Origin of the sequence: Streptomyces bluensis, from assembly GCF_014650715.1 — a bacterium.
Taxonomy (GTDB): domain Bacteria; phylum Actinomycetota; class Actinomycetes; order Streptomycetales; family Streptomycetaceae; genus Streptomyces; species Streptomyces bluensis.
Genome location: NZ_BMVM01000013.1, coordinates 50,583 through 75,101, shown reverse-complemented (window position 1 = coordinate 75,101; position 24,519 = coordinate 50,583). Strand labels below are relative to the sequence as shown.

General features: G+C 70.6%; 23 protein-coding genes. 17 read left to right on the top strand and 6 right to left on the bottom strand.

The window, feature by feature from the left end:
- Positions 1-73: 73 nt before the first annotated feature.
- Positions 74-1,405 carry a D-arabinono-1,4-lactone oxidase gene (locus IE262_RS27860; RefSeq protein WP_189877553.1) on the bottom strand — a complete coding sequence of 444 codons (1,332 nt, stop codon included), beginning with the start codon at positions 1,403-1,405 and terminating at the stop codon, positions 74-76.
- Positions 1,353-2,609 (bottom strand): MFS transporter, encoded by a 1,257-nt coding sequence (locus IE262_RS27855; RefSeq protein ID WP_134040578.1) that lies wholly within the window; start codon positions 2,607-2,609, stop codon positions 1,353-1,355. Before IE262_RS27855 ends, IE262_RS27860 begins: the two co-directional genes overlap by 53 nt.
- Positions 2,610-2,785: 176 nt before the next feature.
- Here IE262_RS27855 and IE262_RS27850 point away from each other — a divergent pair, with 176 nt between their 5' ends.
- Positions 2,786-3,913: a ferrochelatase gene (locus IE262_RS27850; RefSeq protein WP_189877551.1), complete on the top strand. Its 1,128-nt coding sequence runs from the start codon at positions 2,786-2,788 to the stop codon at positions 3,911-3,913.
- Between the two features lie 8 nt (positions 3,914-3,921).
- The gene (locus IE262_RS27845; protein ID WP_134040580.1) at positions 3,922-4,740 is read left to right on the top strand and encodes an inositol monophosphatase family protein; all 819 of its coding nucleotides are present in this window, start codon (positions 3,922-3,924) and stop codon (positions 4,738-4,740) included.
- A 102-nt stretch (positions 4,741-4,842) separates the two neighbouring features.
- On the opposite strand, the gene IE262_RS27840 is transcribed toward IE262_RS27845, so the two are convergent.
- Positions 4,843-5,016 (bottom strand): hypothetical protein, encoded by a 174-nt coding sequence (locus tag IE262_RS27840; RefSeq protein WP_166681761.1) that lies wholly within the window; start codon positions 5,014-5,016, stop codon positions 4,843-4,845.
- 416 nt (positions 5,017-5,432) lie between these two features.
- Here IE262_RS27840 and IE262_RS27835 point away from each other — a divergent pair, with 416 nt between their 5' ends.
- The 4 genes from IE262_RS27835 to IE262_RS27820 all read left to right on the top strand — a co-directional run bounded on the left by IE262_RS27835 (position 5,433) and on the right by IE262_RS27820 (position 9,068).
- Positions 5,433-6,086, top strand: coding sequence for a response regulator transcription factor (locus IE262_RS27835; protein WP_131563521.1), 654 nt, complete (start codon positions 5,433-5,435; stop codon positions 6,084-6,086).
- Positions 6,087-6,091: 5 nt separating this feature from the next.
- Entirely contained in the window at positions 6,092-7,333 is a 1,242-nt protein-coding gene (locus IE262_RS27830) for a sensor histidine kinase (protein ID WP_189877549.1), read from the top strand.
- Between the two features lie 468 nt (positions 7,334-7,801).
- Positions 7,802-8,098 carry a DUF4193 domain-containing protein gene (locus tag IE262_RS27825; RefSeq protein ID WP_003997302.1) on the top strand — a complete coding sequence of 99 codons (297 nt, stop codon included), beginning with the start codon at positions 7,802-7,804 and terminating at the stop codon, positions 8,096-8,098.
- A gap of 13 nt (positions 8,099-8,111) precedes the next feature.
- Positions 8,112-9,068, top strand: coding sequence for a hypothetical protein (locus IE262_RS27820; RefSeq protein WP_189877547.1), 957 nt, complete (start codon positions 8,112-8,114; stop codon positions 9,066-9,068).
- A 66-nt stretch (positions 9,069-9,134) separates the two neighbouring features.
- Here the strand turns inward: IE262_RS27820 and IE262_RS27815 are convergent, their stop codons facing one another.
- The gene (locus IE262_RS27815) at positions 9,135-9,596 is read right to left on the bottom strand and encodes a DUF3093 domain-containing protein (RefSeq protein WP_189877546.1); all 462 of its coding nucleotides are present in this window, start codon (positions 9,594-9,596) and stop codon (positions 9,135-9,137) included.
- Positions 9,597-9,741: 145 nt separating this feature from the next.
- Here IE262_RS27815 and IE262_RS27810 point away from each other — a divergent pair, with 145 nt between their 5' ends.
- From IE262_RS27810 to IE262_RS27775, 8 genes are all read left to right on the top strand, one after another.
- Entirely contained in the window at positions 9,742-10,326 is a 585-nt protein-coding gene (locus IE262_RS27810) for a PaaI family thioesterase (RefSeq protein ID WP_134040584.1), read from the top strand.
- A complete protein-coding gene (gene dut / locus IE262_RS27805; protein WP_189877544.1) occupies positions 10,323-10,838 on the top strand; it encodes a dUTP diphosphatase in 516 nt (171 codons plus the stop codon). The genes IE262_RS27810 and dut overlap by 4 nt, the downstream gene beginning before the upstream one ends.
- A 1-nt stretch (position 10,839) precedes the next feature.
- On the top strand, positions 10,840-11,601 hold the full coding sequence (locus IE262_RS27800; RefSeq protein ID WP_134040586.1) for a DUF3710 domain-containing protein: 762 nt from the start codon (positions 10,840-10,842) through the stop codon (positions 11,599-11,601).
- 200 nt (positions 11,602-11,801) lie between these two features.
- Positions 11,802-12,482 (top strand): ABC transporter ATP-binding protein, encoded by a 681-nt coding sequence (locus tag IE262_RS27795; protein WP_134040587.1) that lies wholly within the window; start codon positions 11,802-11,804, stop codon positions 12,480-12,482.
- Positions 12,483-12,637: 155 nt separating this feature from the next.
- Positions 12,638-15,181 carry an ATP-binding protein gene (locus tag IE262_RS27790; protein ID WP_134040588.1) on the top strand — a complete coding sequence of 848 codons (2,544 nt, stop codon included), beginning with the start codon at positions 12,638-12,640 and terminating at the stop codon, positions 15,179-15,181.
- Positions 15,178-15,888 (top strand): response regulator, encoded by a 711-nt coding sequence (locus tag IE262_RS27785; protein ID WP_134040589.1) that lies wholly within the window; start codon positions 15,178-15,180, stop codon positions 15,886-15,888. The genes IE262_RS27790 and IE262_RS27785 overlap by 4 nt, the downstream gene beginning before the upstream one ends.
- A gap of 58 nt (positions 15,889-15,946) precedes the next feature.
- Entirely contained in the window at positions 15,947-16,345 is a 399-nt protein-coding gene (locus IE262_RS27780; protein ID WP_131563530.1) for an OB-fold nucleic acid binding domain-containing protein, read from the top strand.
- Between the two features lie 3 nt (positions 16,346-16,348).
- The gene (locus IE262_RS27775; RefSeq protein WP_189877541.1) at positions 16,349-17,101 is read left to right on the top strand and encodes a DUF3159 domain-containing protein; all 753 of its coding nucleotides are present in this window, start codon (positions 16,349-16,351) and stop codon (positions 17,099-17,101) included.
- A 98-nt stretch (positions 17,102-17,199) separates the two neighbouring features.
- Here the strand turns inward: IE262_RS27775 and IE262_RS27770 are convergent, their stop codons facing one another.
- A complete protein-coding gene (locus IE262_RS27770; protein WP_134040591.1) occupies positions 17,200-17,877 on the bottom strand; it encodes a potassium channel family protein in 678 nt (225 codons plus the stop codon).
- A complete protein-coding gene (locus IE262_RS27765; protein ID WP_131563533.1) occupies positions 17,877-18,548 on the bottom strand; it encodes a potassium channel family protein in 672 nt (223 codons plus the stop codon). The genes IE262_RS27770 and IE262_RS27765 overlap by 1 nt, the downstream gene beginning before the upstream one ends.
- Positions 18,549-19,301: 753 nt before the next feature.
- Here IE262_RS27765 and IE262_RS27760 point away from each other — a divergent pair.
- From IE262_RS27760 to IE262_RS27750, 3 genes are all read left to right on the top strand, one after another.
- Positions 19,302-21,356: an APC family permease gene (locus IE262_RS27760; protein WP_189877539.1), complete on the top strand. Its 2,055-nt coding sequence runs from the start codon at positions 19,302-19,304 to the stop codon at positions 21,354-21,356.
- Between the two features lie 110 nt (positions 21,357-21,466).
- Complete coding sequence (locus tag IE262_RS27755; protein WP_189877538.1) at positions 21,467-22,795, top strand: class I SAM-dependent RNA methyltransferase; 1,329 nt, start codon at positions 21,467-21,469, stop codon at positions 22,793-22,795.
- 662 nt (positions 22,796-23,457) lie between these two features.
- Positions 23,458-24,519, top strand: coding sequence for a beta family protein (locus IE262_RS27750; protein WP_189877536.1), 1,062 nt, complete (start codon positions 23,458-23,460; stop codon positions 24,517-24,519).

Genomic DNA, 24,519 nt, shown 5'->3' with positions numbered 1-24,519 from the left:
GAAACCGATGGAAACGGGGTAAATCCCCTCGCTCATGCGTTCCGCTCTCGCGCGGCCGCACGGCGAGGGGCGGCTACGAGCCCAACACCCTCCGCAGGTAGTCGTTCTGGAAGCGGCGATCGGGGTCCAGCCGGTCACGGAGCGCGGTGAACTCGCCGAAGCGGGGATAGACACGGGAGAAGTACTCGGCGTCGCGCGTGTGCACCTTGCCCCAGTGCGGGCGCCCCTCGTGCGCCGTGAAGATCCGCTCTGCCGCGGTGAAGTACGCCCGGTAGGGCGTGCCCCTGAACATGTGGACGGCGACGTACGCGCTGTCGCGGCCGGACGCCGTGGAGAGCGTGATGTCGTCGGCCGGGGCCGTGCGGACCTCCACGGGGAAGCTGACGCGCAGGGGAGAGCGGTCGACCATCGCCTTCAACTCCCGCAGGGTGTCCACCAGTGCCGCACGCGGCACGGCGTACTCCATCTCCACGAAGCGCACCCGGCGCGGAGACGTGAAGACCTTGTAGGGAATGTCGGTGTACGTGCGTGCGGACAGGGCACGGCTGGAGATCCGGGCGATCGTGGGGACCGTGGCGGGGACGGCGCGGCCGACCCAGTTGGCCACCTGGAAGACGCCGTTGGAGAGGAACTCGTCCTCGAACCAGCCGCTCAGCGGGGGGACGGGCTTCTCGGGGCCCGCGCTGCGGTTGTTCCGCTTGGTGTTGGTGTTGCCGGTGTGCGGGAACCAGTAGAACTCGAAGTGCTCGTTCTCGGCCCAGAGTTCGTCGAACTCGGCGAGGACCCTGTCGAAGGCCATCGGCTCCTCGCGCGCCGTGAGCAGGAAGAGGGGCTCCACGGCCAACGTGACCGCGGTGACGATCCCCAGGGCGCCGATGCCTATGCGGGCCGCCGCGAAGACCTCCGGATTGTCCTTCTCGGAGCAGGTGAGGACCGAGCCGTCGGCGGTCACCAGCTCAATTCCCCTGATCTGCGCGGCGATCGAGCCCGACTCACGGCCCGTGCCGTGGGTGCCGGTACTGGTCGCGCCCGACACCGTCTGCTCCATGATGTCGCCCATGTTCGTGAGCGACAGTCCCTCGCGCGCGAGAGCCACATTGAGACGCTTCAGCGGGGTGCCCGCCTCGACGGTGACCGTCATGGCCTCGCGATCGATCCCGCGTATCCCGGTCAGCAGTTGAGGGCGGATCAGCACACCGTCGGTCGCGGCGGCCGCCGTGAAGGAGTGCCCGGTGCCGACGGCCTTCACCCTCAGACCGTCCTCGGCGGCCTTCCGTACGGCCGCGGACAGTTCCTCCACGGAGGCGGGTGTGACCTCACATACCGGTCGGGCGGTGACGTTCCCGGCCCAGTTACGCCATGTTCCGCTGCTCGTGCTCGTCGTGCCGCTCGCTGTGCTGCTCATGGGCTCCTCCCCGCTGCGCAGCCGGCCTGCGCAGCCGGCGGTACCCGAGGAAACCGACCGTGACCGCGACGGCACCGGACACCGCCGGAACCCCGTACCCGGCGTCCGCACCGGCGGCGTCGATCACCCAGCCGGACACGGAGGAGCCGAGCGCGACCCCGACCGCCAGCCCGGTGCTCACCCAGGTCATGCCCTCGGTCAGTTGCGCGCGTGGTACGTGCTCTTCGATGAGGGACATCGTCGTGATCATCGTCGGTGCGATGGACAGGCCCGCGACGAAGAGCGCCACGGCCAGAAACGGCAGGTTCCCGACCAGTAGGAGGGGGATCATACTCACGGCCATGCCGCACACGCCCAGCAGCCACCGGCGTTCCGGGGCTCCCGCGAAGCGCAGCAGGCCGAAGACGATCCCCGCGAGGCAGGATCCGGCCGCGTACACGGCGAGGACGACACTCGCGGCGGCCTTGTGGCCCCGCTCGTCGGCGAAGGCCACGGTGACCACGTCGACGGCCCCGAAGATCGCCCCGGTCGCCACGAAGGTGCCCACCAGGACCTGAAGGCCGGGCGAGCGCAGCGCCGACCGTCCACCGCCGCCGTGGCGCTCGCGCGGGTGCGGCGCCGGCTCGGTGGCACGCTGGGCCGTCAGCCAGAAGACGCCGACCGCGAGGAAACAGGCGGCGAGCAGCGGCCCGGCCTCCGGGAACCAGGCCGTGGACAGCCCGATGGAGATGATCGGCCCGAAGACGAAGCAGACCTCGTCCACCACGGACTCGAAGGAGTACGCGGTGTGCAGGTGCGGGGTGCCCCGGTAGAGGGCCGCCCAGCGCGCGCGGGTCATCGCGCCGATGCTGGGGGTGCAGCCGACGCCCGCCGAGCAGACGTACAGCACCCAGTCCGGCCAGCCGTGGTGCGCGGCGAACAGCAGCCCGGCCGCCGCGGCCAGCGTGAGGAGGGTCGCCGGGCGCAGCACCCGGCGCTGCCCGTACTGGTCCACCAGGCGGGAGACCTGCGGGCCGGCCACGGCGGCAGACAGGGCGATGGTCGCCGACAGGGCGCCCGCGAGCCCGTACCGGCCGGTGAGCTGGGAGACCATCGTCACCACGCCGATGCCCATCATCGCCAGCGGCATACGGCCGAGCAGACCCGCGGCGGTGAAGCCCTTGGTGCCTGGGGCGGCGAACAGGGCGCGGTAGGGGCTGGGCACGTGGGTCTCCGGGGATTCTGCCGTGGGGCCGGGTCGGGGGAACCTGACGATCCGGTAAGGCGCGAAAACAGCTGACACAGCTTACGGGTAGGGCGGGTCCCTCACGCACCCGGACAGTGCGGCCCGAACATGGGCCGGGAACTCCGCTGTCACTGCTGGATGGCAGGATCGTAGACATGCCCGACCCACGCGACGCCACCCCCTACGACGCCCTGCTGCTCCTCTCGTTCGGAGGGCCCGAGGGCCCGGACGACGTGGTCCCCTTCCTGGAGAACGTGACACGGGGACGCGGCATCCCCAGGGAGCGGCTCAAGGAGGTGGGGCAGCACTACTTCCTGTTCGGCGGGGTCAGTCCCATCAACGACCAGAACAGAGCGCTGCTCGACGCCCTCCGCAAGGACTTCGCCGAGCACGGCCTGGACCTGCCGGTCTACTGGGGCAACCGCAACTGGGCGCCGTACCTGACGGACACCCTGCGCGAGATGGCCGCCGACGGCCGCCGCCGCGTCCTCGTCCTCACCACGAGCGCGTACGCGTCGTACTCGGGCTGCCGCCAGTACCGCGAGAACCTCGCGGACGCGCTCGCCGCCCTGGAGGCGGAGGGCCTGGAGCCGCCGAAGGTCGACAAGCTGCGGCACTACTTCAACCACCCGGGCTTCCTCGAACCCATGATCGACGGCCTCGTGGAATCCCTCGCCGACCTCCCGGAGGACGTACGGGACGGCGCCCACATCGCCTTCACCACGCACTCCATCCCGACCGCGGCCGCCGACACCTCAGGACCGGTCGAGGAGCACGGGGACGGCGGCGCGTACGTCGCGGAGCACCTGGACACCGCCCGGCTGATCGCCGACGCCGTGCGCGAGCGGACCGGTGCCGACCACCCCTGGCAGCTCGTCTACCAGTCCCGTTCCGGGGCACCGCACATCCCGTGGCTTGAGCCCGACATCTGCGACCACCTGGAGGAGCTGCACGGCGCCGGGGTGCCGGCCGTCGTGATGGCACCCATCGGGTTCGTCTCGGACCACATGGAGGTCCTGTACGACCTCGACACGGAGGCCACGGCCAAGGCCGAGGAACTGGGCCTGCCCGTGCGCCGCTCGGCCACCGTGGGCGCGGACCCGAGGTTCGCCGCCGGGGTCCGGGACCTGGTCCTGGAGCGCGCCGCGACCGAACGGGGCGAGAACGTGACCCCGTGTGCTCTCGGGGCGCTCGGCCCGAGCCACCACCTGTGCCCCGTGGGCTGCTGCCCGGCCCGCGCCGCCCGTCCCGCCGCGGCGGGCGCCGACAGCCCGTACGCGTGAGGAGCGTCGTGACCGACACATCAGAGCAGCAGGGACCCCTCCGGGCCGAACTTCTCCAGATCGCGCTCGACGCGGCCACCCGCGCGGGTGCCTTTCTCCGTGACGGCCGGCCCGAGGACCTCGGCGTGGCCGCCACCAAGTCCAGCGCCGTCGACGTCGTCACCGAGATGGACATCGCCTCCGAGAAGCTGATCACCGGCCTGCTCGCCGAGCGCAGGCCGGACGACGGCGTGCTCGGCGAGGAGGGCGCCAGCGTCGAGGGCAGCAGCGGCGTCCAGTGGGTGATCGACCCGCTCGACGGCACCGTCAACTACCTGTACGGCCTGCCCAGCTGGGCGGTGTCCATCGCGGCCCGGCTGCACGGCGAGACGGTTGTCGGCGTGGTCCACGCCCCGCTGCGCGGCGAGACCTTCCGGGCGGTCCTGGGGGAGGGGGCGTACGTGAACGACCGCCCCGCGCGCGTGCGGCCCCCCGCCGCCCTGGAGCTGGCCCTCGTGGGCACCGGGTTCGGCTATCTGGCCGACCGCCGGGCCAGGCAGGCCGAGGTGCTCCGCGAGCTGCTCCCCCAGGTGCGCGACATCCGGCGCGGGGGCTCGGCCGCGATCGACTTGTGCGACGTGGCGGTGGGCCGCCTGGACGGCTTCTATGAGCGCGGTCTGAACCCCTGGGACTACGCGGCGGGCGACCTCATCGCCCGGGAGGCGGGCGCCCTGACCGGCGGCCGCCCCGGAGAGCCCCTCTCGACCGGCCTGACCGTCGTGGCTCCACCCGGTCTGTTCGAGCCCCTTCAGGCCCGCCTGGAGGCGCTGGGGGCGTGGCACGACTGACGGCGCACGCGGCACGGCCGGCGACGCCGGCCGGCACCCCGTACAACGCCGAACGGGGCCCCGGCACTGGATCGATGCCGGGGCCCCGCTCGGACGAGGCGGTCAGACGCGTGACGCGCTGACCTCCACACCGTGTTCGGCGGCGAGACGGTGCAGGTCGTCGAGCTCGCCCTGCTCGACCTCCACGAGGAAGTCGTCGCCCGTCTCGCGAGCCCGCGTCAGGTCGGACTCGGTTGCCCTTATGCGCTGCAAAAGTCCTGCGGTGAATGCGTCCATGCTGCGCCCCCTCGTCCTGGGTCGTGGGTCGGTGGCACGGGGGTGTGCCGTTCGGAAGGGGCGATCACGTCTCCTGTGGATGCCCAGCGCTGCCCGTGCTGGGCGGCGACGGTGCCGGACACCCACGCCCGCCCTGCGGAAAGCGGATCGCGACGTACCGCATGGTGGTGCGGCACAAGCAGAGTGTGATCGCGGGGTGTAAAGCCGTCCTCCCCCCACACCGTTCCGGGGAAACCTCAACCGGAGAGAATTTCTCGTTTGCCGGACTCCCGGCCCCTCCCGCGCGGCCCCCCGCACTCTGACTTACCGCCGACTTATGGCCGAAAAGGGCAGGATGGAGGTCACACACCCACGAAGACCCTGCCCACGTGCGCCGAGGATGCGCCACGCGGGTGGACAGAGGAAGGACAAGCGACGTGCGCGTACTCGTCGTCGAGGACGAGCAGCTGCTCGCCGATGCGGTGGCCACCGGACTGCGCCGGGAGGCCATGGCCGTCGACGTCGTGTACGACGGTGCGGCCGCCCTGGAGCGCATCGGCGTCAACGACTACGACGTGGTCGTCCTCGACCGCGACCTTCCCCTCGTGCACGGCGACGACGTATGCCGCAAGATCGTCGAGCTCGGCATGCCCACGCGCGTGCTGATGCTCACCGCGTCCGGCGACGTCAGCGACCGCGTCGAGGGCCTGGAGATAGGCGCCGACGACTATCTCCCCAAGCCGTTCGCCTTCAGCGAGCTCACCGCACGCGTGCGCGCCCTGGGGCGCCGCACGAGCGTGCCGCTGCCACCCGTGCTGGAGCGCGCCGGCATCAAGCTCGACCCCAACCGCCGCGAGGTCTTCCGCGACGGCAGGGAGATCCAGCTCGCCCCCAAGGAGTTCGCCGTCCTGGAGGTGCTGATGCGCAGTGAGGGCGCCGTCGTCTCCGCCGAGCAGCTCCTGGAGAAGGCCTGGGACGAGAACACGGACCCCTTCACCAACGTCGTGCGCGTCACCGTGATGACCCTGCGCCGCAAACTCGGCGAGCCCCCGGTGATCGTCACCGTGCCCGGCTCCGGTTACCGGATCTGATCCCGATGGCCGCGACACCCGCACCGCCCAAGGCGCCCCCGAAGCCCACCTGGGACCCGAGGAAGCCCGAGCCGCCGTTCCCCTGGCTGCGCCCGACCATCCGGATAAGGCTCACGCTGCTGTACGGCGGCATGTTCCTGATCGCCGGGATCCTGCTGCTGTCGATCATCTACCTGCTGGCGGCCCAGGCCATCCACGAGGGCAGCGGCCAGTCGTTCAAGATCTACGGCAGCGGCGTCCAAATCCGCAGCGACACCTGCCCGGAACTGAACAACGCGACCACCGACGACGCCCGCAACGCCGCTCTCAAGGCGTGCAACGACGCCCTGAAGCAGCACGCCCTGGACGGCCTGCTCAGCCGCTCCCTGCTGGCCCTGCTGGGACTCGCCGTGATCGCGTTCGCCTTCGGCTACGCGATGGCGGGCCGGGTGCTCACACCGCTCGGCCGGATCACCCGCACCGCCCGCGCGGTGGCCGGTTCGGACCTGTCCCGGCGGATCGAGCTGGACGGCCCGGACGATGAACTGAAGGAGCTGGCGGACACCCTCGACGACATGCTGGAGCGCCTGGAACGGGCCTTCACGGCCCAGCAACGGTTCGTCGGGAACGCCTCGCACGAGCTGAGAACCCCGCTCGCGATCAACCGCACTCTCCTAGAGGTGCACCTGTCCGATCCGAACGCCCCAGTGGAACTGCAACAGCTCGGCAAGACCCTGCTGGCCACCAACGAACGCAGCGAGCAACTCGTCGAGGGCCTGCTGCTGCTCGCCCGCAGTGACAACCAGATCATCGAGCGCAAGCCCGTGGACCTGGCGGAGGTCGCCTCGCAGGCCGTCGACCAGGTGCACGCCGAGGCGGAGGCCAAGGGCGTGGAGATCCGCGGCGAGCGCGCCCCGGCGGTGGTCCAGGGCAACGGCGTCCTGCTGGAGCGGATCGCCCTGAACCTCGTCCAGAACGCCGTCCGGTACAACGTGCCGGACCATGGGTGGGTCGAGGTGACGACCGAGCTCCAGCACGGCCAGGCGGTTCTGGTCGTCACGAACACCGGGCCGATGGTTCCCGCGTACGAGATCGACAACCTCTTCGAGCCGTTCCGGCGGCTGCGCACCGAGCGCACGGGGAGCGACAAGGGCGTGGGCCTCGGCCTGTCGATCGCCCGGTCCGTGGCTCGTGCGCACGGCGGCCACATCGCCGCCCGTCCGCGCGAGGGAGGGGGGCTCGTGATGCGGGTCACTCTGCCGACCTGAAAGGCAGTCGGCCGCGGGGTCCAGAAGGGCGCGAGATCCGGCCGACCTGAGATGCGGGAGACCGTGGTGATCTGACATCATGCCGCCGACACAACGACCGTGTTCGCTTTGGGCGGAATTTTCCCCGTGCACAAGAGTGAAGATCGTGTGTGATCGATCACAGGGGCGAATTTCCGGCCATCCACTCTCCGTGATCATGTGGTTGACGGAAAGCCGGGAAAATCCGGGTTTTCGACCATCTTGATCACGGGAAGTACACGGTGAGACGCCTTTGAAGTGCGGCCCATGGACCGTGTACGGTCCCGTTCGCCATCCAAGCCGATCACTCTTGAGGGGTCCGGTTGGGTGTCGATTGAGTAACAGACCTTGATGTGAGGCAAAATCTCCGCCTCGGGTCGGGCACAAGTCCGGCCTCTCACGCGTTACGTGCGCTGGAGACACCGTAGACACCCAGAGGGGGAGAGCGACATGGCAACGGATTACGACACCCCACGCAAGACCGATGACGACGTCGATTCGGACAGCCTGGAAGAACTCAAGGCGCGGCGGAACGACAAGTCGACCTCGTCGGTGGACGTCGACGAGTTCGAGGCCGCCGAAGGCCTGGAACTGCCCGGCGCCGACCTCTCGAACGAGGAGCTGGCCGTCCGGGTGCTGCCCAAGCAGCAGGACGAGTTCACCTGCATGAGCTGCTTCCTGGTGCATCACCGCAGTCAGCTGGCCCGCGAGAAGAACGGCCAGCCGATCTGCCGCGACTGCGACTGAGGCGGGGTCGGCCGTGACTGGCTCGACCCCTCCCTGGAAGCGCCGCTTCCGCAAGGAGGCGGACGAAGAGCCGTACGACGGCTCTCACGGCGTGCGTGACGATGGGCGGGGCTCCACCGAACCAGGAGCCTCGCTCGAACGTACGTCTGGCGCGGCGCCGGGGGGCGCCCAGGACGCGAACACCACGGACGCGCGGCCGGGCCTTCCGGTCCCCGTGGACTCTTCGGCGCCGGTCGCCCGGCGTCGCGCGGAGGTCGTCAGGGACGCACTCTGGCAAGGCATCGAAGGCGCCCGCAAGGGCGGCAACCGCGCCAGAGCCGCCCTGGCGCACCTCGCCGACCGCATCGTCGACATGGCTCCGCGGATTCCCGTGCGGGACCTCGCGACCCTGCGCAGGCAGTTCCCGGGCCTGGGGCCCGAGGAGATCGCGGACAGACTCGTGGCCGGCGCGGCCAACGCCTCGTCGACGGTGGGCGCCGGAATCGGGGCCGCCGCGATGCTGCCGGTGCCGCCCGCGATGCCCACGGAACTGGCCGCCGAGATCACCGGAGTCGCCGCGATCGAGCTGAAACTGATCGCCGAGCTGTACGAGGTGTACGGGGTACGGCCGCCGGGGAACCTGAAGCAGCGCAGTACCGCCTACCTGAGTTCCTGGACCGGGGAGCGGGGGATCGACGTGGTCAAGCCGTCGACGTTCAACGCCGCGCTGGGCAGCCAGATGAAGCGGGAGCTGCGCCAGCAGATCATGAAGCGCATGGTGCGCAATCTGCCGAACCTGATGCCGTTCATGGTGGGGGCGGCTGTCGGAGCGGTCATGAACCGCCGCGACACCAAGCATCTCGCCGAGCGCATCCGCAAGGACCTCCGCAGACTCCAGGTCCCCTGGGACGCGCTGCCCGAGCTGCCGCCGCTGGAGAAGCCGGCGGATCCGCTGCGGGTGGGAGAGATCCCGACGGAGCTGGGCCGCTGACGCCGGCTGCCGTGCCGGGCAGCCGGGCCGCTACGGCGGGCGTACGGATCCAGGCGTACTCGGGACCTACACCGTGGTCCGAGCCGTTTCCAGGGCCGCTGACAGGCGTTCGGGCTCCCGTGTCGAGAGGTACACGTAGGGCGTGGGGTCCGCCGGGTCGGTGACCGGGATGCGCAGGGCCGTGGGGATGTAGGCGCGCAGGAGCATGAAGGCGCGCGGGTCGGCCTTGTGCGTGCGCCAGGAACGGGCCTCCTCCGGGTCCAGGACCTCGGCGTCGCCGAGTGCGCTCACCGGGATCTTCGCCTCGCCCGCGATCAGCGCGCCGCCGACGACGCGGATGCGGACCGAGCCGTACGAGCTGGCCACGACCGCCGAGACCGCCGTGCCCCCGACCAGCCCGCCCAGCAGCGGGAGCGTGCCGAAGGGCAGCAGGACCAGGGCCATGGCCACGCCGACCAGCGCGCACATCAGCCACCAGGAGCGGGGCGCGGTGAGACGTTCTTCGTACGGCGACGAGGAAGGCTGCATGGCGACAAGCTTGGCACGGTGCCTGACTTGTGCAGGAATCGGGGCGGGCCGCGCGGAGGACCGTCCGGTAGGGCCGTGGCGCTGTGTGGAGCGCTGTCCGGTAGGGCGGTGGTGGGAGACGGGCGGGCGGGTAAGGTCTGCGGCTGTGAGTGGTAGTTCCTCAACCCTGAAGCCGCCGGCCGACGCCCTGGCGCCCGTGCGGCACCCCGCGGCGCCCGCCCCCGGCGAGCTGCTCGGGGCGCACTACGGCCAGTGCTTCGGATGCGGGGACGAGCAGCCGCACGGGCTGCTCCTGGAGGCCAGGGCCGGTGAGGGCGTTTCGCTGACGGCCGAGTTCACCGTGCAGCCCGCCCATCAGGGTGCCCCGGGCCTCGCCCACGGCGGTGTCCTGGCGACCGCGCTCGACGAGACCCTGGGCTCGCTCAACTGGCTGCTGCGCACCATCGCCGTGACCGGGCGGCTTGAGACGGACTTCGTGCGGCCCGTGCCCGTCGGCACCGTGCTGCATCTGGAGGCCCGGGTGACCGCCGTGGCCGGACGGAAGATCTACTCGACCGCCACCGGACGTATCGGGGGCCCCGACGGCCCCGTCGCCGTCCGCGCCGACGCGCTCTTCGTCGAGGTGAAGGTCGACCACTTCATCGACAACGGCCGCCCGGAGGAGATCCGGGCCGCCATGGACGACCCGGACCAGGTCCGGCGTGCCCGCGCCTTCGAGGTGAACCCGTGAGCCGGGCGCCCGTGAACGTGCTGATCCGTCGCGTCGACCCGGAGGTTCCCCTTCCGGAATACGCGCACCCGGGGGACGCGGGCGCGGATCTGCGCACCACCGAGGCCCGTGAACTGGCGCCGGGGGAGCGAGTGGTTCTGCCCACCGGGGTGTCGATCGCCCTCCCGGAGGGGTACGCGGCCTTCGTGCACCCGCGTTCCGGTCTCGCAGCCCGCTGTGGTGTCGCCCTCGTGAATGCCCCGGGGACGGTTGATGCCGGGTACCGTGGGGAGATCAAGGTGATCGTGGTGAATCTCGACCCGCACGAGCCGGTGCGGTTCGAGCGCTTCGACCGGATTGCCCAACTGGTCGTCCAGCAGGTCGAGAAGGTGCGCTTCCAGGAGGTGGCGGAGCTTCCCGACTCGGCGCGGGCCGACGGGGGCTTCGGGTCCACTGGCGGTCATGCCGCCGTGGGCGGCAGAACGGGTGGGAATCGATACGCTTCGGTCGTATCCGACCGGGAAGGACAGTGACGTGTTCGGACGTCGCAAGAAGAAGGGTGCCGCCGAGGACGCGGCCGGCGAGGCCGAGCAGGTCGTCGACAGCGTCGACACCGAGGCGGACGAAGAAGGCGAGCGTGAGCGCGTACGGCTGGAGCCCGCGCCGCGCCCCGAGGGACCCTGGGACAGCGCCGAGGTGCGTGAGCCCGGCGAGGGCCGCGTCGACCTGGGCGGACTCTTCGTGCCCGGGGTCGACGGCATGGAGCTGCGGGTCGAGGTCGCGGGTGACGCGATCGTCGCGGCGACCGTCGTGCTGCGCGACAGCGCCGTGCAGTTGCAGGCCTTCGCCGCGCCCAAGCGCGAGGGCATCTGGGGCGAGGTGCGCGAGGAGATCGCCACCGGCATCACACAGCAGGGCGGCGTCATCGACGAGGTCGAGGGGCCGCTGGGCTGGGAGCTGCGGGCCCAGGTGCCGGTGCAGCTGCCGGACGGGACGGGCGGCTTCCAGGTCGTACGGTTCATCGGTGTGGACGGGCCGCGCTGGTTCCTGCGGGGTGTGATCTCCGGCCGCGGCGCGGTGGAGCCGGGGACCGCGGGGCTGCTGGAGCAGATCTTCCGGGACACGGTCGTCGTCCGCGGTGAGGGCCCGATGGCCCCCCGCGACCCGATCGTCCTGAAGCTGCCGAACGACGCGCAGATGGTCCCCGAAGGCGTCCAGCAGGAGGAGCAGGGCTCCCGCTTCGCCGGCGGCATGGGGCAGCTGCAGCGCGGACCGGAGATCACCGAGGTCCGCTAGCCGTACGCACGCACGGCACCGCATGGGCCGTACCCAGACGGGTGCGGCCCATGGTCATGTCCGGACTTCTTGGCACCTCATGAGGCCCTCGGCACTCGGGGCGGCTCGCAAGCGGGGCCTCGGGGCGCGTCGAACCATTGATCAGCCGGGCACCCGGTGACCATACTGGGCGTCCGGCCGACGGGGGAGGACGAGGGGCCATGGGGGACACGATGGTGCGTGTCGAGAACGTGCACCGCTCGTACGGCAGAGGCGCGGCCGCCGTGCACGCGCTGCGCGGCGTCTCCTTCGATGTGCCGCGCGGTGAGCTCGTGGCCCTCAAGGGCCGTTCCGGGTCGGGGAAGACCACCCTGCTGAATCTCGTCGGCGGGCTCGACGAGCCGGACGAGGGGCGGATCACCGTCGACGGGCTCGATCTGTCCGGGCTGGGTGAGGAGGGGCTGCTGGAGCTGCGCCGGGACCGCGTCGGCTTCGTGTTCCAGTCCTTCGGGTTGATCCCCATCCTCACGGCCGCCGAGAACGTGGGCGTGCCCCTGCGGCTGCGCCGGACGGAGCCCGGCGAGCGCGAGGAACGCGTCCAGCTGCTGCTCTCGCTCGTGGGCCTCGCCGACCACGCCGACCAGCGGCCCGGCGAGCTCTCCGGCGGCCAGCAGCAGCGCGTGGCCATCGCCCGCGCGCTCGCCAACAACCCCTCGCTCCTCATCGCCGACGAACCCACCGGTCAGCTCGACGCCGAGACCGGCCATGCCGTCATGGAGCTGCTGCGCGCCGTCGTCCGCGGTGAGCGGGTCACCGCGCTGGTCGCCACGCATGACGCGACGCTTCTCGATCTCGCCGACCGCGTCCTGGAACTGCGGGACGGGGAGATCGTGGAGCACTGACCGCTCGCCGGGCCCCTGCTCGATTGGTCGGTCCTCGCCGCGTCAGAGTTCCGTCAAAGACCGATCACGGCCCACCCCCCTCGCCCCCTTTGTCGTGATTGTTGGCCGTAAGGTCGACGCTGCGTGCACAGCTGTGACGGGAAGACAATGAGGCCATGGGACGAGGCAAGCTTCGGATCTATCTCGGTGCGGCACCGGGCGTCGGCAAGACGTACGCCATGCTCTCGGAGGCGCACCGCCGCGTGGAGCGGGGCACCGACTGCGTGGTGGGCTTCGTGGAGCACCACGACCGGCCGCGCACCGAGGTGATGCTCCACGGCCTGGAACAGGTCCCCCGCCGGGAGCTGGCCTACCGCGACGCCGTGTTCACCGAGATGGACGTGGACGCCGTGCTCCGGCGCGCCCCGGCCGTCGCCCTGGTGGACGAGCTCGCCCACACCAACGTGCCGGGCTCCCGCAACGACAAGCGCTGGCAGGACGTCGAGGAACTGCTCGCCGCGGGCATCGATGTGATATCGACCGTGAACATCCAGCATCTGGAGTCGCTCGGTGACGTCGTCGAGTCGATAACGGGGGTACGGCAACGGGAGACCCTCCCCGACGAGGTGGTGCGGCGTGCGGACCAGATCGAGCTGGTCGACATGTCGCCGCAGGCACTGCGCCGCCGTATGGCGCACGGCAACATCTACAAGCCCGACAAGGTCGACGCGGCCCTCTCCAACTACTTCCGGCCGGGCAACCTCACCGCCCTGCGGGAACTGGCGCTGCTGTGGGTGGCCGACCGGGTCGACGAGTACCTGACCGAGTACCGCAGCGAACACCGGGTGTCGGCGATCTGGGGCTCGCGGGAACGGATCCTGGTCGGCCTGACCGGAGGGCCGGAGGGGCGGACGCTGATCCGCCGGGCCGCGCGGCTGGCGGAGAAGGGGGCCGGGGGTGAGGTGATGGCCGTCTACATCGCCCGCAGCGACGGGCTGACCTCCGCCTCGCCCAAGGAACTCGCCGTGCAGCGCACGCTGGTGGAGGACCTGGGCGGCACCTTCCACCACGTGGTCGGCGACGACATCCCGGCGGCGCTGCTGGACTTCGCACGCGGGGTGAACGCCACCCAGATCGTGCTGGGCGTGTCGCGGCGCAAGAGCTGGCAGTACGTCTTCGGGCCGGGGGTCGGCGCGACGGTCGCCCGGGACTCCGGACCGGACCTGGACGTCCACCTGATCACGCACGCCGAGGCCGGCAAGGGACGCGGGCTGCCCGTCGCCCGGGGCGCGCGCCTGGGCCGGGCCCGGGTCATCACGGGCTGGCTGACCGGAGTCATCGGCCCGGTCGTCCTCGCGCTGCTGCTCAACACCGTCGACCTCGGCCTCGCCAACGACATGCTGCTGTTCCTGGCGGTGACCGTGGCCGCCGCGCTCGTCGGCGGCCTGTACCCGGCCCTCGCCGCGGCGGCGTTCGGCTCGCTGCTGCTGAACTACTACTACACGCCGCCGCTGCACCGGCTGACCATCGCCGACCCCAGGAACATCGTCGCCCTCGCGATCTTCGTCGGCGTCGCCGTGTCGGTCGCCTCCGTGGTCGACCTCGCGGCCCGACGCACCCATCAGGCGGCCCGGCTGCGCGCCGAGTCCGAGATCCTCTCGTTCCTCGCGGGCAGCGTGCTGCGCGGCGAGACCAGGCTGGAGGAACTCCTGGAACGGGTCCGGGAGACCTTCGGCATGGAGTCGGTGGCCCTCCTGGAACGGGAGAGCGACGTGGCGCCGTGGACCTGTGCGGGCCGTGTGGGCGGTGGGCGGCCGGTCGGGCGCCCGGACGAGGCGGATGTGGACATGCCGGTCGGCGACCATATGGCGCTCGCGCTGTCCGGGCGCGTCCTGCCCGCCTCCGACCGCCGGGTGCTCGCCGCCTTCGCCGCGCAGGCCGCCGTCGTACTGGACCGTCAGCGGCTCCGGCACGAGGCCGAGCAGGCCCGCGCGCTCGCCGAGGGCAACCGCATCCGCACCGCGCTGCTGGCCGCCGTCAGCCACGACCTGCGCACGCCGCTCGCCGCCATCAAGGCCGCCGTGTCCTCCCTGCGCTCCGACGACGTCGCCTGGTCGGAGGAGGATCAGGCCGAGTTGCTCGAAGGCATCGAGGAGGGCGCCGACCGGCTCGACCACCTCGTGGGCAACCTCCTGGACATGTCACGCCTGCAGACCGGCACCGTCACCCCGCTGATCCGGGAGATCGACCTCGACGAGGTGGTGCCGTGGGCACTCGGCGGGGTGCCCGAGGACAGCGTGGAGCTGGACGTGCCCGAGACCCTGCCCATGGTCGCCGTGGACGCGGGACTGCTGGAGCGGGCGGTCGCCAACATCGTCGAGAACGCCGTCAAGTACAGCCCGCCCGGAGCACGCGTCCTGGTGGCCGCGAGCGCGCTCGCGGACCGCGTGGAGCTCCGCGTCGTCGACCGCGGCCCAGGTGTCCCCGACGACGCCAAGGACCGCATCTTCGAGCCCTTCCAGCGCCATGGCGACGCCCCGCGCGGCGCGGGCGTGGGCCTGGGCCTCGCCGTGGCCCGCGGCTTCGCCGAGGCGATGGAGGGCACACTGAACGCCGAGGACACCCCCGGCGGCGGACTCACCATGGTGCTCACCCTCCGGGCTGTGGAAGCCCCTCAGGCCCCCGCCCGACTCGCAGAACCGGAAAGGCAGGTCTCATGAGCCCCGAGGGGACCCCCCAGACCGCCACGAGGGTGCTCGTGGTCGACGACGAGCCGCAGATCGTGCGTGCCCTCGTGATCAACCTGAAGGCACGCAGGTACGAGGTCGACGCGGCCCACGACGGTGCCACCGCGCTGCGGCTCGCCGCCGCACGCCACCCCGACGTCGTCGTCCTGGACCTCGGTCTGCCCGACATGGACGGCGTCGAGGTGATCAAGGGGCTGCGCGGCTGGACCCGTGTGCCGATCCTGGTCCTGTCCGCCCGCCACTCCTCCGACGAGAAGGTCGAGGCGCTCGACGCGGGCGCCGACGACTACGTGACCAAGCCCTTCGGCATGGACGAGCTCCTCGCCCGCCTCCGCGCCGCCGTCCGCCGCGCCGAACCCGTCGGCGGCGGCGGGGACGACGTGATCGTGGACACCGGCGAGTTCACCGTCGACCTGGTCGCGAAGAAGGTCAACAAGGGCGGCAGGGACGTCCGCCTCACCCCCACGGAATGGCATCTGCTGGAGGTCCTCGTCCGCAACACCGGCCGCCTGGTCAGCCAGAAGCAGCTCCTCCAGGAGGTGTGGGGCCCGTCGTACGGCACGGAGACGAACTACCTCCGGGTCTACATGGCCCAGCTCCGGCGGAAACTGGAGGCGGACCCGTCGCATCCGAAGCACTTCGTCACGGAGCCGGGCATGGGGTACCGGTTCGAGAGGTAGGCGTACGGGCCGTACAGGGGCTCATGCCGTGTCGGTGGCCCCCGGTAGGCTTTCCGTTATGAGTGCTGCCCCTCGTTCCGACAAGCCGGCGGGCCGTTTCCGGCGCATGCTCGACCGGCTGTCCTCGTCCCAGGAGGACCTGGAGTCCGAGGAGCTGCGCGAGGACGCCGACACGGCGGGCTGTACGCGCATCTGCGACTGTCACGACCGGCAGATAGTGACGGTTACTGGTACCTTGCGCACGGTCACGCTGCGCCCGCGGGCCGGAGTCCCGGCGCTGGAGGCCGAGCTGTTCGACGGTTCGGCAGCCCTGGACGTGGTGTGGCTCGGCAGGCGCTCCATCGTCGGGATAGAACCGGGGCGCAAGCTGATCGCATCCGGCCGGATCTCGATGAGCCGGGGCCGTAGAGTGCTGTTCAATCCGAAGTACGAACTGAGACCGCTCGGACGGGAGTAGCCGGTGACGTCGCTCGACAAGCCGACCGAAGACGCCCAGGATGATTCGAGGGCGGTGACGGAGGCCGCGCTGTTCGAGGCGTTCGGTGGCGTCCGGGGCATGGTCGAGACGGTCCTGCCCGGCCTTCTCTTCGTCACGATCTACACGATCAACAAGGACCTGCACTCGTCCGCCATCGCGGCCCTCGTCGTCTCGCTGCTGCTCGTCGTGGTCCGTCTGGTGATGAGGGACACCATGAAGCACGCCTTCAGCGGTGTCTTCGGTGTCGCCTTCGGTGTGGTCTTCGCGATGATGACCGGCAACGCGAAGGACTTCTACCTGCCGGGCATGCTCTACACGCTGGGCCTCGCCCTCGCGTACATCATCACGACGCTCGCGGGCGTACCGCTGCTCGGTCTGATCCTCGGCCCGGTCTTCAAGGAGAACCTCTCCTGGCGCACCCGCAACCCCGGCCGCAAGAAGGCGTACACGAAGGCGAGTTACGCCTGGGGGCTGATCCTGCTCGGCAAGTGCGCGATTCTGTTCCCGCTCTACTGGTGGGCGGACACGACCCAGCTCGGCTGGGTGCTGGTCGCGTTGAAGATCCCGCCGTTCCTGCTGGCGGTATGGCTGACGTGGATCTTCCTGGCGAAGGCCCCGGCCCCCATCGACGTCTTCGCCGAGATGGAGGCGGAGGAACGCGCGGAGGAGGAGCGCCGGGCCGCGGAACGCGAGCAGGACGAAGCGGGCGCGGGCCGTCACCGCCGGGAGATGTGACACCTCCGCCTGCATGTGGAGTCCGTCTGTATGTGGATGGGGGCGCCCGGAGATCTCCGGGCGCCCCCATCCACATACAGACGACGTACGAGCGGCAGTCAGCCCGTGGCGTCCTGGCGCCGTACCGACAGCAGGTCCTCCAGCTGTTCCTCCCGCGCCTGGGCGGCCACGAACAGCAGTTCGTCGCCCGCCTCCAGGGAGTCGTCCGGAGTCGGGGTGAGGACGCGGGTGCCGCGGATGATGGTCACCAGGGAGGTGTCCTCGGGCCACGCGACCTCGCCGACCTGCGTGCCGGCCAGGGCCGACTCCGGGGGGAGGGTGAGCTCGACGAGGTTGGCGTCGCCGTGGCTGAAGCGGAGCAGGCGGACCAGGTCGCCGACGCTGACCGCCTCCTCCACGAGGGCCGACATCAGGCGGGGGGTCGAGACGGCCACGTCCACGCCCCAGGCCTCGTTGAACAGCCACTCGTTCTTGGGGTTGTTGACGCGGGCCACGACGCGCGGGACGCCGTACTCGGTCTTGGCCAGCAGCGAGACGACGAGGTTCACCTTGTCGTCGCCGGTCGCCGCGATGACCACGTTGCACCGCTGGAGCGCGGCCTCGTCCAGCGACGTGATCTCGCAGGCGTCGGCCAGCAACCACTCCGCCTGGGGGACGCGCTCGACCGAGATGGCGGTCGGCGCCTTGTCGACGAGAAGGACCTCGTGGCCGTTCTCCAGCAGTTCGCCCGCGATCGAGCGGCCGACCGCGCCGGCTCCGGCAATGGCGACCCTCATCAGTGACCGCCCTCCTCATCGGGGCCCTCGGCGAAGGACGCCTCGACCTTCTCGACATCGTCCGTGCGCATCATGACGTGCACCAGGTCGCCCTCCTGGAGCACCGTCTGCGAGGTGGGCAGGATCGCCTCGCCCAGCCGGGTGAGGAAGGCGACGCGGACGCCGGTCTCCTCCTGCAACTTGCTGATCTTGTGGCCCACCCAGGCCGTCGAGGCGTGCACCTCGGCGAGCTGTACCCCACCGGTGGGATCGCGCCACAGCGGCTCGGCCCCGGAGGGCAGCAGCCGGCGCAGCATCTGGTCGGCGGTCCAGCGGACCGTGGCAACCGTCGGAATGCCCAGCCGCTGGTAGACCTCGGCGCGGCGCGGGTCGTAGATACGGGCCGCCACGTTCTCGATGCCGAACATCTCCCGGGCCACGCGCGCGGCGATGATGTTCGAGTTGTCACCGCTGGAGACGGCGGCGAAGGCGCCCGCCTCCTCGATGCCCGCCTCGCGCAGGGTGTCCTGGTCGAAGCCGACGCCGGTGACACGACGGCCGCCGAACCCGGAGCCCAGCCGGCGGAAGGCGGTGGGGTCCTGGTCGACCACCGCGACCGTGTGCCCCTGTTGCTCCAGGGTCTGGGCGAGAGCGGAGCCCACTCGTCCGCAGCCCATGATGACAATGTGCACGGCCTACACCACGCTTTCCACAGGCCGTCTGGCCCGTGTCCATGTCTTGCTCATGTCCTTCTCTCGGCTCGGCGGGCGACACATGCGGCCGGCTTGCGGGCCGCCAGGCAACATGATGCCGGTCATTTCCGGCCGTTGCCCCGGCCGGGGCCCGGGGCGCCGCCTGCGGGATGCCTGTGTCCAACGTATCTGCCCGACCGCACGGGCCGATGACGGGCCCGGGGTCCCCGTGGCGATCCGGCCAACGTCGCTCCCGCAAGCCGAACACACAAGCCGAACACACAAGCGGATACAGAAGCCGAACCCCCGAGCCGAACCCCCGAGCCGAACCCACGAGCCGAACGCAAGAGCTCTATTGTCCGCCCGTCGTGAGGCAAGGCGCCTCATGGACCACATACGACGCGGCCGGGCCTCACAGAGCACTCGCTCGGCGCGCCTCAGCGGCGGCTGATGCTGCGGACGCTGACGAGGGTCAGGACACCGAGACCGACGAGTGCGGCGGCGGCGCCGATGAGTTCGGCGACGGCGCCGATGAGGTCCGCGGCATGCGTCATGAAGGCTCCAGGGCGGGTGGGAGGCGGAGTGGTCATATAGCCAGGGGGACGACGTCCGTAACGGAATCCGCAGCCCGCCTCACCCCGCCTCACCCCGATTCACCCGGAGAGCAGACGGCGGGACGCACCGCCGCCCGATGGCCGGTCGTGGGTGGGGGAGACTGGGCTCCCCGTACCCGGACCGCTTACGATCCTCTGCGTGTCCAAACTGACCGACGTGCCCAAACGGATCCTGATCGGGCGCGCACTGCGCAGTGACCGGCTGGGGGAAACCCTCCTGCCCAAGCGCATCGCACTCCCCGTCTTCGCTTCCGACCCGCTCTCCTCCGTGGCGTACGCGCCGGGCGAGGTGCTGCTGGTCCTCTCCATCGCGGGCGTGTCGGCGTACCACTTCAGCCCCTGGATCGCCGCCGCGGTCGTCGTACTGATGTTCACCGTGGTGGCGTCGTACCGGCAGAACGTGCACGCGTACCCCAGCGGCGGCGGCGACTACGAGGTGGCGAACACCAACCTCGGCCCGAAGGCCGGGCTCACCGTCGCCAGCGCACTGCTCGTCGACTACGTCCTCACCGTCGCCGTCTCCATCTCCTCCGGCGTCGAGAACCTCGGCTCCGCGATCCCCTTCGTCGTCGAGCACAAGGTGCTGTCCGCCGTCGGCATCATCGTGCTGCTGACGCTGATGAACCTGCGCGGGGTGAAGGAGTCCGGGAAGCTCTTCGCGATCCCGACGTACGTGTTCGTCGCGGGCGTCTTCCTCATGATCGGCTGGGGCGCCTTCCGCGCTCTGGTCCTCGGCGAGACGATGGAGGCGCCCACCGCCGGCTTCGAGATCAAGGCCGAGCACCAGGGGCTCGCCGGCTTCGCGCTGGTCTTCCTGCTGCTGCGCGCGTTCTCCTCCGGCTGTGCCGCGCTCACCGGCGTCGAGGCGATCTCCAACGGCGTGCCCGCCTTCCGCAAGCCCAAGTCCAAGAACGCGGCCACCACCCTGGCGATGATGGGCCTGCTCGCCGTCACCATGTTCTGCGGCATCATCGGCCTGGCCATGGCGACCAACGTCCGCATGGCCGAGAACCCCGCGCACGACCTGCTGGAGAACGGCGTCCCGGTCGGTGACGGCTACGTCCAGAACCCGGTGATCTCCCAGGTCGCGGCCGCCGTCTTCGGCGACGGCACGTTCTTCTTCGTCCTGCTCGCCGCCGCCACCGCCCTCGTGCTGTTCCTGGCCGCCAACACCGCGTACAACGGCTTCCCGCTGCTCGGCTCGATCCTCGCCCAGGACCGCTACCTGCCGCGCCAGCTCCACACCCGCGGCGACCGGCTCGCGTTCTCCAACGGCATCGTGCTGCTCGCGGGCGCGGCCGGACTGCTCGTGTGGATCTACGGAGCCGACTCCACGCGCCTCATCCAGCTGTACATCGTGGGCGTGTTCGTCTCCTTCACACTCAGCCAGACCGGCATGGTCCGCCACTGGAACCGTCACCTGAGGACGGAGAGGGACCCGGCCAGGCGTCGGCACATGATCCGCTCCCGCGCCATCAACACCTTCGGCGCGTTCTTCACGGGCCTGGTGCTGGTCGTCGTCCTGGTCACCAAGTTCACGCACGGCGCGTGGGTGGCACTGGTCGGCATGGTGATCTTCTACGCGACGATGACGGCGATCCGTAAGCACTACGACCGGGTCGCCGACGAGATCGCGGCACCGGAGGGCCCGAGCGACGACGCCGTACGCCCGTCCCGCGTCCACTCGGTGGTGCTGATATCGAAGATCCACCGTCCGACGCTGCGTGCCCTCGCCTACGCCAAGCTGCTGCGCTCGCACACCCTGGAGGCGCTCAGCGTCAATGTCGACGCGGCCGAGACCAAGGCGCTCCAGGAGGAGTGGCACCGGCGCGGTATCGACGTACCGCTGAAGATTCTGGACTCGCCGTACCGCGAGATCACGCGCCCGGTCATCGAGTACGTGAAGGGGTTGCGCAAGGAGTCCCCGCGCGACGTGGTGTCCGTGATCATCCCCGAGTACGTGGTCGGCCACTGGTACGAGCACCTGCTGCACAACCAGAGCGCCCTGCGGCTGAAGGGCAGACTGCTGTTCACCCCGGGCGTGATGGTCACCTCGGTGCCGTACCAGCTGGAGTCCTCCGAGGCGGCGCGGAAGCGGGCGCGCAAGCGGCAGGAGTGGCACGCGCCGGGTGCGGTGCGCCGGGGCGTCGCGGAACGGCCCAGGGAGCCCAAGGCACCCAGCGCGAAGAGCTGACCCGCACGAGCTGACCGACGGGCTTGTGGTGAACGGCCGGGTGACACCCACGTAGACTGGTGGGCTGTTGTCCGGCCGCTCGCCCTTTTATGTCTTGGAGTCACCCCGCCATGCAGGCAGAAGAGAAGAAATCGCTGGTGGGGGAGGAGTACGAGGTCGAGATCGGCCCCGTCGCCCACGGCGGCCACTGCATCGCCCGTACGTCCACGGGCCAGGTCCTCTTCGTCCGGCACGCACTGCCCGGTGAGCGGGTCGTCGCGCGGGTGACGGAGGGCGAGGAAGGGGCGCGTTTCCTGCGTGCCGACGCGGTGGAGGTGCTGTCGGCGTCCAAGGACCGCATCGAGGCCCCCTGCCCCTACGCCGGGCCGGGCCGCTGCGGGGGCTGCGACTGGCAGCACGCCAAGCCGGGCGCCCAGCGGCGACTCAAGGGCGAGGTCGTCGCCGAGCAGCTGCGGCGTCTCGCGGGCCTCACACCGGAGGAGGCGGGCTGGGACGGCACGGTGGTGCCGGCTGAGGGCGACAAGCTTCCGGCGGGCGAGGTCCCGGCGTGGCGCACACGGGTGCAGTACGCGGTGGATCCCGACGGCCGGGCCGGTCTGCGCCGCCACCGCTCGCACGAGGTCGAGCCGATCGACCACTGCATGATCGCGGCCCCCGGAGTGACCGAGCTGGGCATCGAGAAGCGCGACTGGACGGGCATGGCGTCCATCGAGGCGATCACGGCGACGGGTTCGCAGGACCGCCAGGTGATCCTCACGCCGCGGCCGGGAGCGCGGTTGCCCCTCGTGGAGCTGGACAAGCCGGTGTCGGTGATGCGAGTCGAGGACAAAGACGGTGGCGTCCACCGCGTCCACGGCCGCCCCTTCGTACGCGAACGCGCGGACGGCCGTACGTACCGGGTCGGCAGCGGCGGCTTCTGGCAGGTCCACCCGAAGGCGGCCGACACCCTGGTCACCGCGGTGATGCAGGGACTTCTCCCCCGCAAGGGCGAGATGGCGCTGGACCTGTACTGCGGGGCCGGCCTCTTCGCGGGCGCCCTCGCGGACCGGCTCGGCGACACGGGCGCGGTCCTCGGCATCGAGTCCGGCAAGCGCGCGGTGGAGGACGCCCGGCACAACCTCGCCGCGTTCGACCGCGTCCGCATCGAACAGGGCAAGGTCGAGTCGGTCCTCCCGCGCACGGGCATCACCGAGGTCGACCTCATCGTCCTGGACCCGCCGCGGGCCGGTGCGGGCCGGAAGACGGTCGAGCACCTGTCGTCGCTGGGGGCGCGGCGGATCGCCTACGTGGCCTGCGACCCGGCCGCGCTGGCACGGGATCTGGCGTACTTCCGGGAGGGCGGGTACCGGGTGCGGACGTTGCGGGCGTTCGATTTGTTTCCCATGACGCATCATGTGGAGTGCGTGGCGATTCTGGAGCCCACTTCAAAGCAGCCTTGACCTGCGTTTCCTTCGAGCTGTCCCGGTTCCGGCGGAGGTGCTCGACCAGTTTCCTGCAGTGCACCGCGTGGAACCTTCAGCATGCTTCCGTTGCGCGTCTCACCTGCGGATTCGCGCAGCAGTGCGCGGATGAGGAGTGCTGTTCGGCAACCTTGTGAGGGAGGGTTGTCACAAGGTGGTTGCCACTGCGCGGTTGCGGCGCACGGAGCATCAGAAGGCCAGACGATCAGGAGACGCCCCTGAGTCCGGTCATGACTTCGTTGCTCTCGCGAGAGCGGACGGTACATCGCGCCGATATGGCCCACGCGCAGCCAGCGCCACGGGATGACGGCCAGCACGACACTCCCACGGCCATTTCGCTATCCGCCCTCGCGTCCATCGCGGAACAGCCGGGCGGCGACGGCCCGGTCATCGAACTGCTCGGCGCACAGCGGACGGCCCCGAGACAGGCCGCTGAGTGCCGCTCAGTTGCCCATGTGAGCCGTCCCCCTGGCGCGTCCGACCGCCGAGCACCACGAAGAGTGCAACGTGCGTCACACCGCCACCAGGTCCTTGCATACTTCGGCCATTCGGGCCTAAAAGGCTCTCTTTTCACCTGCCCTGATGTCCGCGGACCCTGACGGGAAGGGAAAGCGCGCGGGCACTGCCGAGGGGGAGCCGCGATGTCCGAACCGCTCTACGTTCCCGTTCTGCCCGTCCGGCAGCATGCCCGAATGGCCTATGAACGTCTCCGGCCCGACATCCAGGCGGCGATCGCGCCCCTCTGGAACCTCCCGCCCTCTCCCGGGATGGCTCCGGCGGAGCTGGAGAAGGCCCACTGGCAGAAGGAACTGCGCCGGGTGAGGGGCGCGCACCGGCGTCATCCGGGCTGGATGGACGCCCCGTTCGCCGAGACCGCGCAGATGTCGGCGCTCGCCAAGATTCTGGGCGAGTACACCACGCTCTCCCGTTTGCTGCGCCCGGTGACCGGGCCGGAGCGGAGCGAGGCCCAGCAGACGGCCGCGGTGGAGGCTGCCCGCCGCTGCGGCTGTGGAGTCGGTGTCCGCGTCCGCATGCCGGGGGAGTGGGACGGCGACACCGCCGAGGCCGTTGCCGGACTGCTGGCCCGAGTCGATCGGGACGTGCCCGTTGATCTGCTGCTGGACCTGGGCAGCGTCCTGCCCGGCCGCCCCGATGCGGGAAAGGAGGCGCTGCGTGCCCTGGACGCGCTGGTAGCCCTGACCGACAACTGGCGGACTGTCGCCGTACTCGGTGGGGCGTTCCCCCAAGTCACGGATGACATGCTGCAGTTGGGGGACCCGCACGACGAGCCCCGCGCCGACTGGGACATGTGGCACGAGATTCGCGCGGCCCGCAGGGGACCCCTTTCACGGCTCGGATACGGCGACTACGGGGTGCAGGCTCCTGGGGCCCTAGCCACGGAGCCGGGTGGCGGAGGGCCGCCCTGGGGCGTACTCCGCTACACCACCGACCGCTCGTTCGTGCTGTGCAAGATGCTGAACGCGGGACCCGACCGTACGGCGAGCATCCGGGTCGCCGCGCGCCGGATCCGTGATCTGCCCGACTTCCGGGGAGCGACCGCGAGCGCCGGAGAGACCTGGCTGCGCGACTGCGCCGACGGACCAATGACGGACGGCGAAGGCTCCGGCAACCACACCCAGTGGCTCTGGGCAGGCAGCGCGCAGCACATGACGTATGTGGTCCGGTCCCTGCCCAGTACCTGA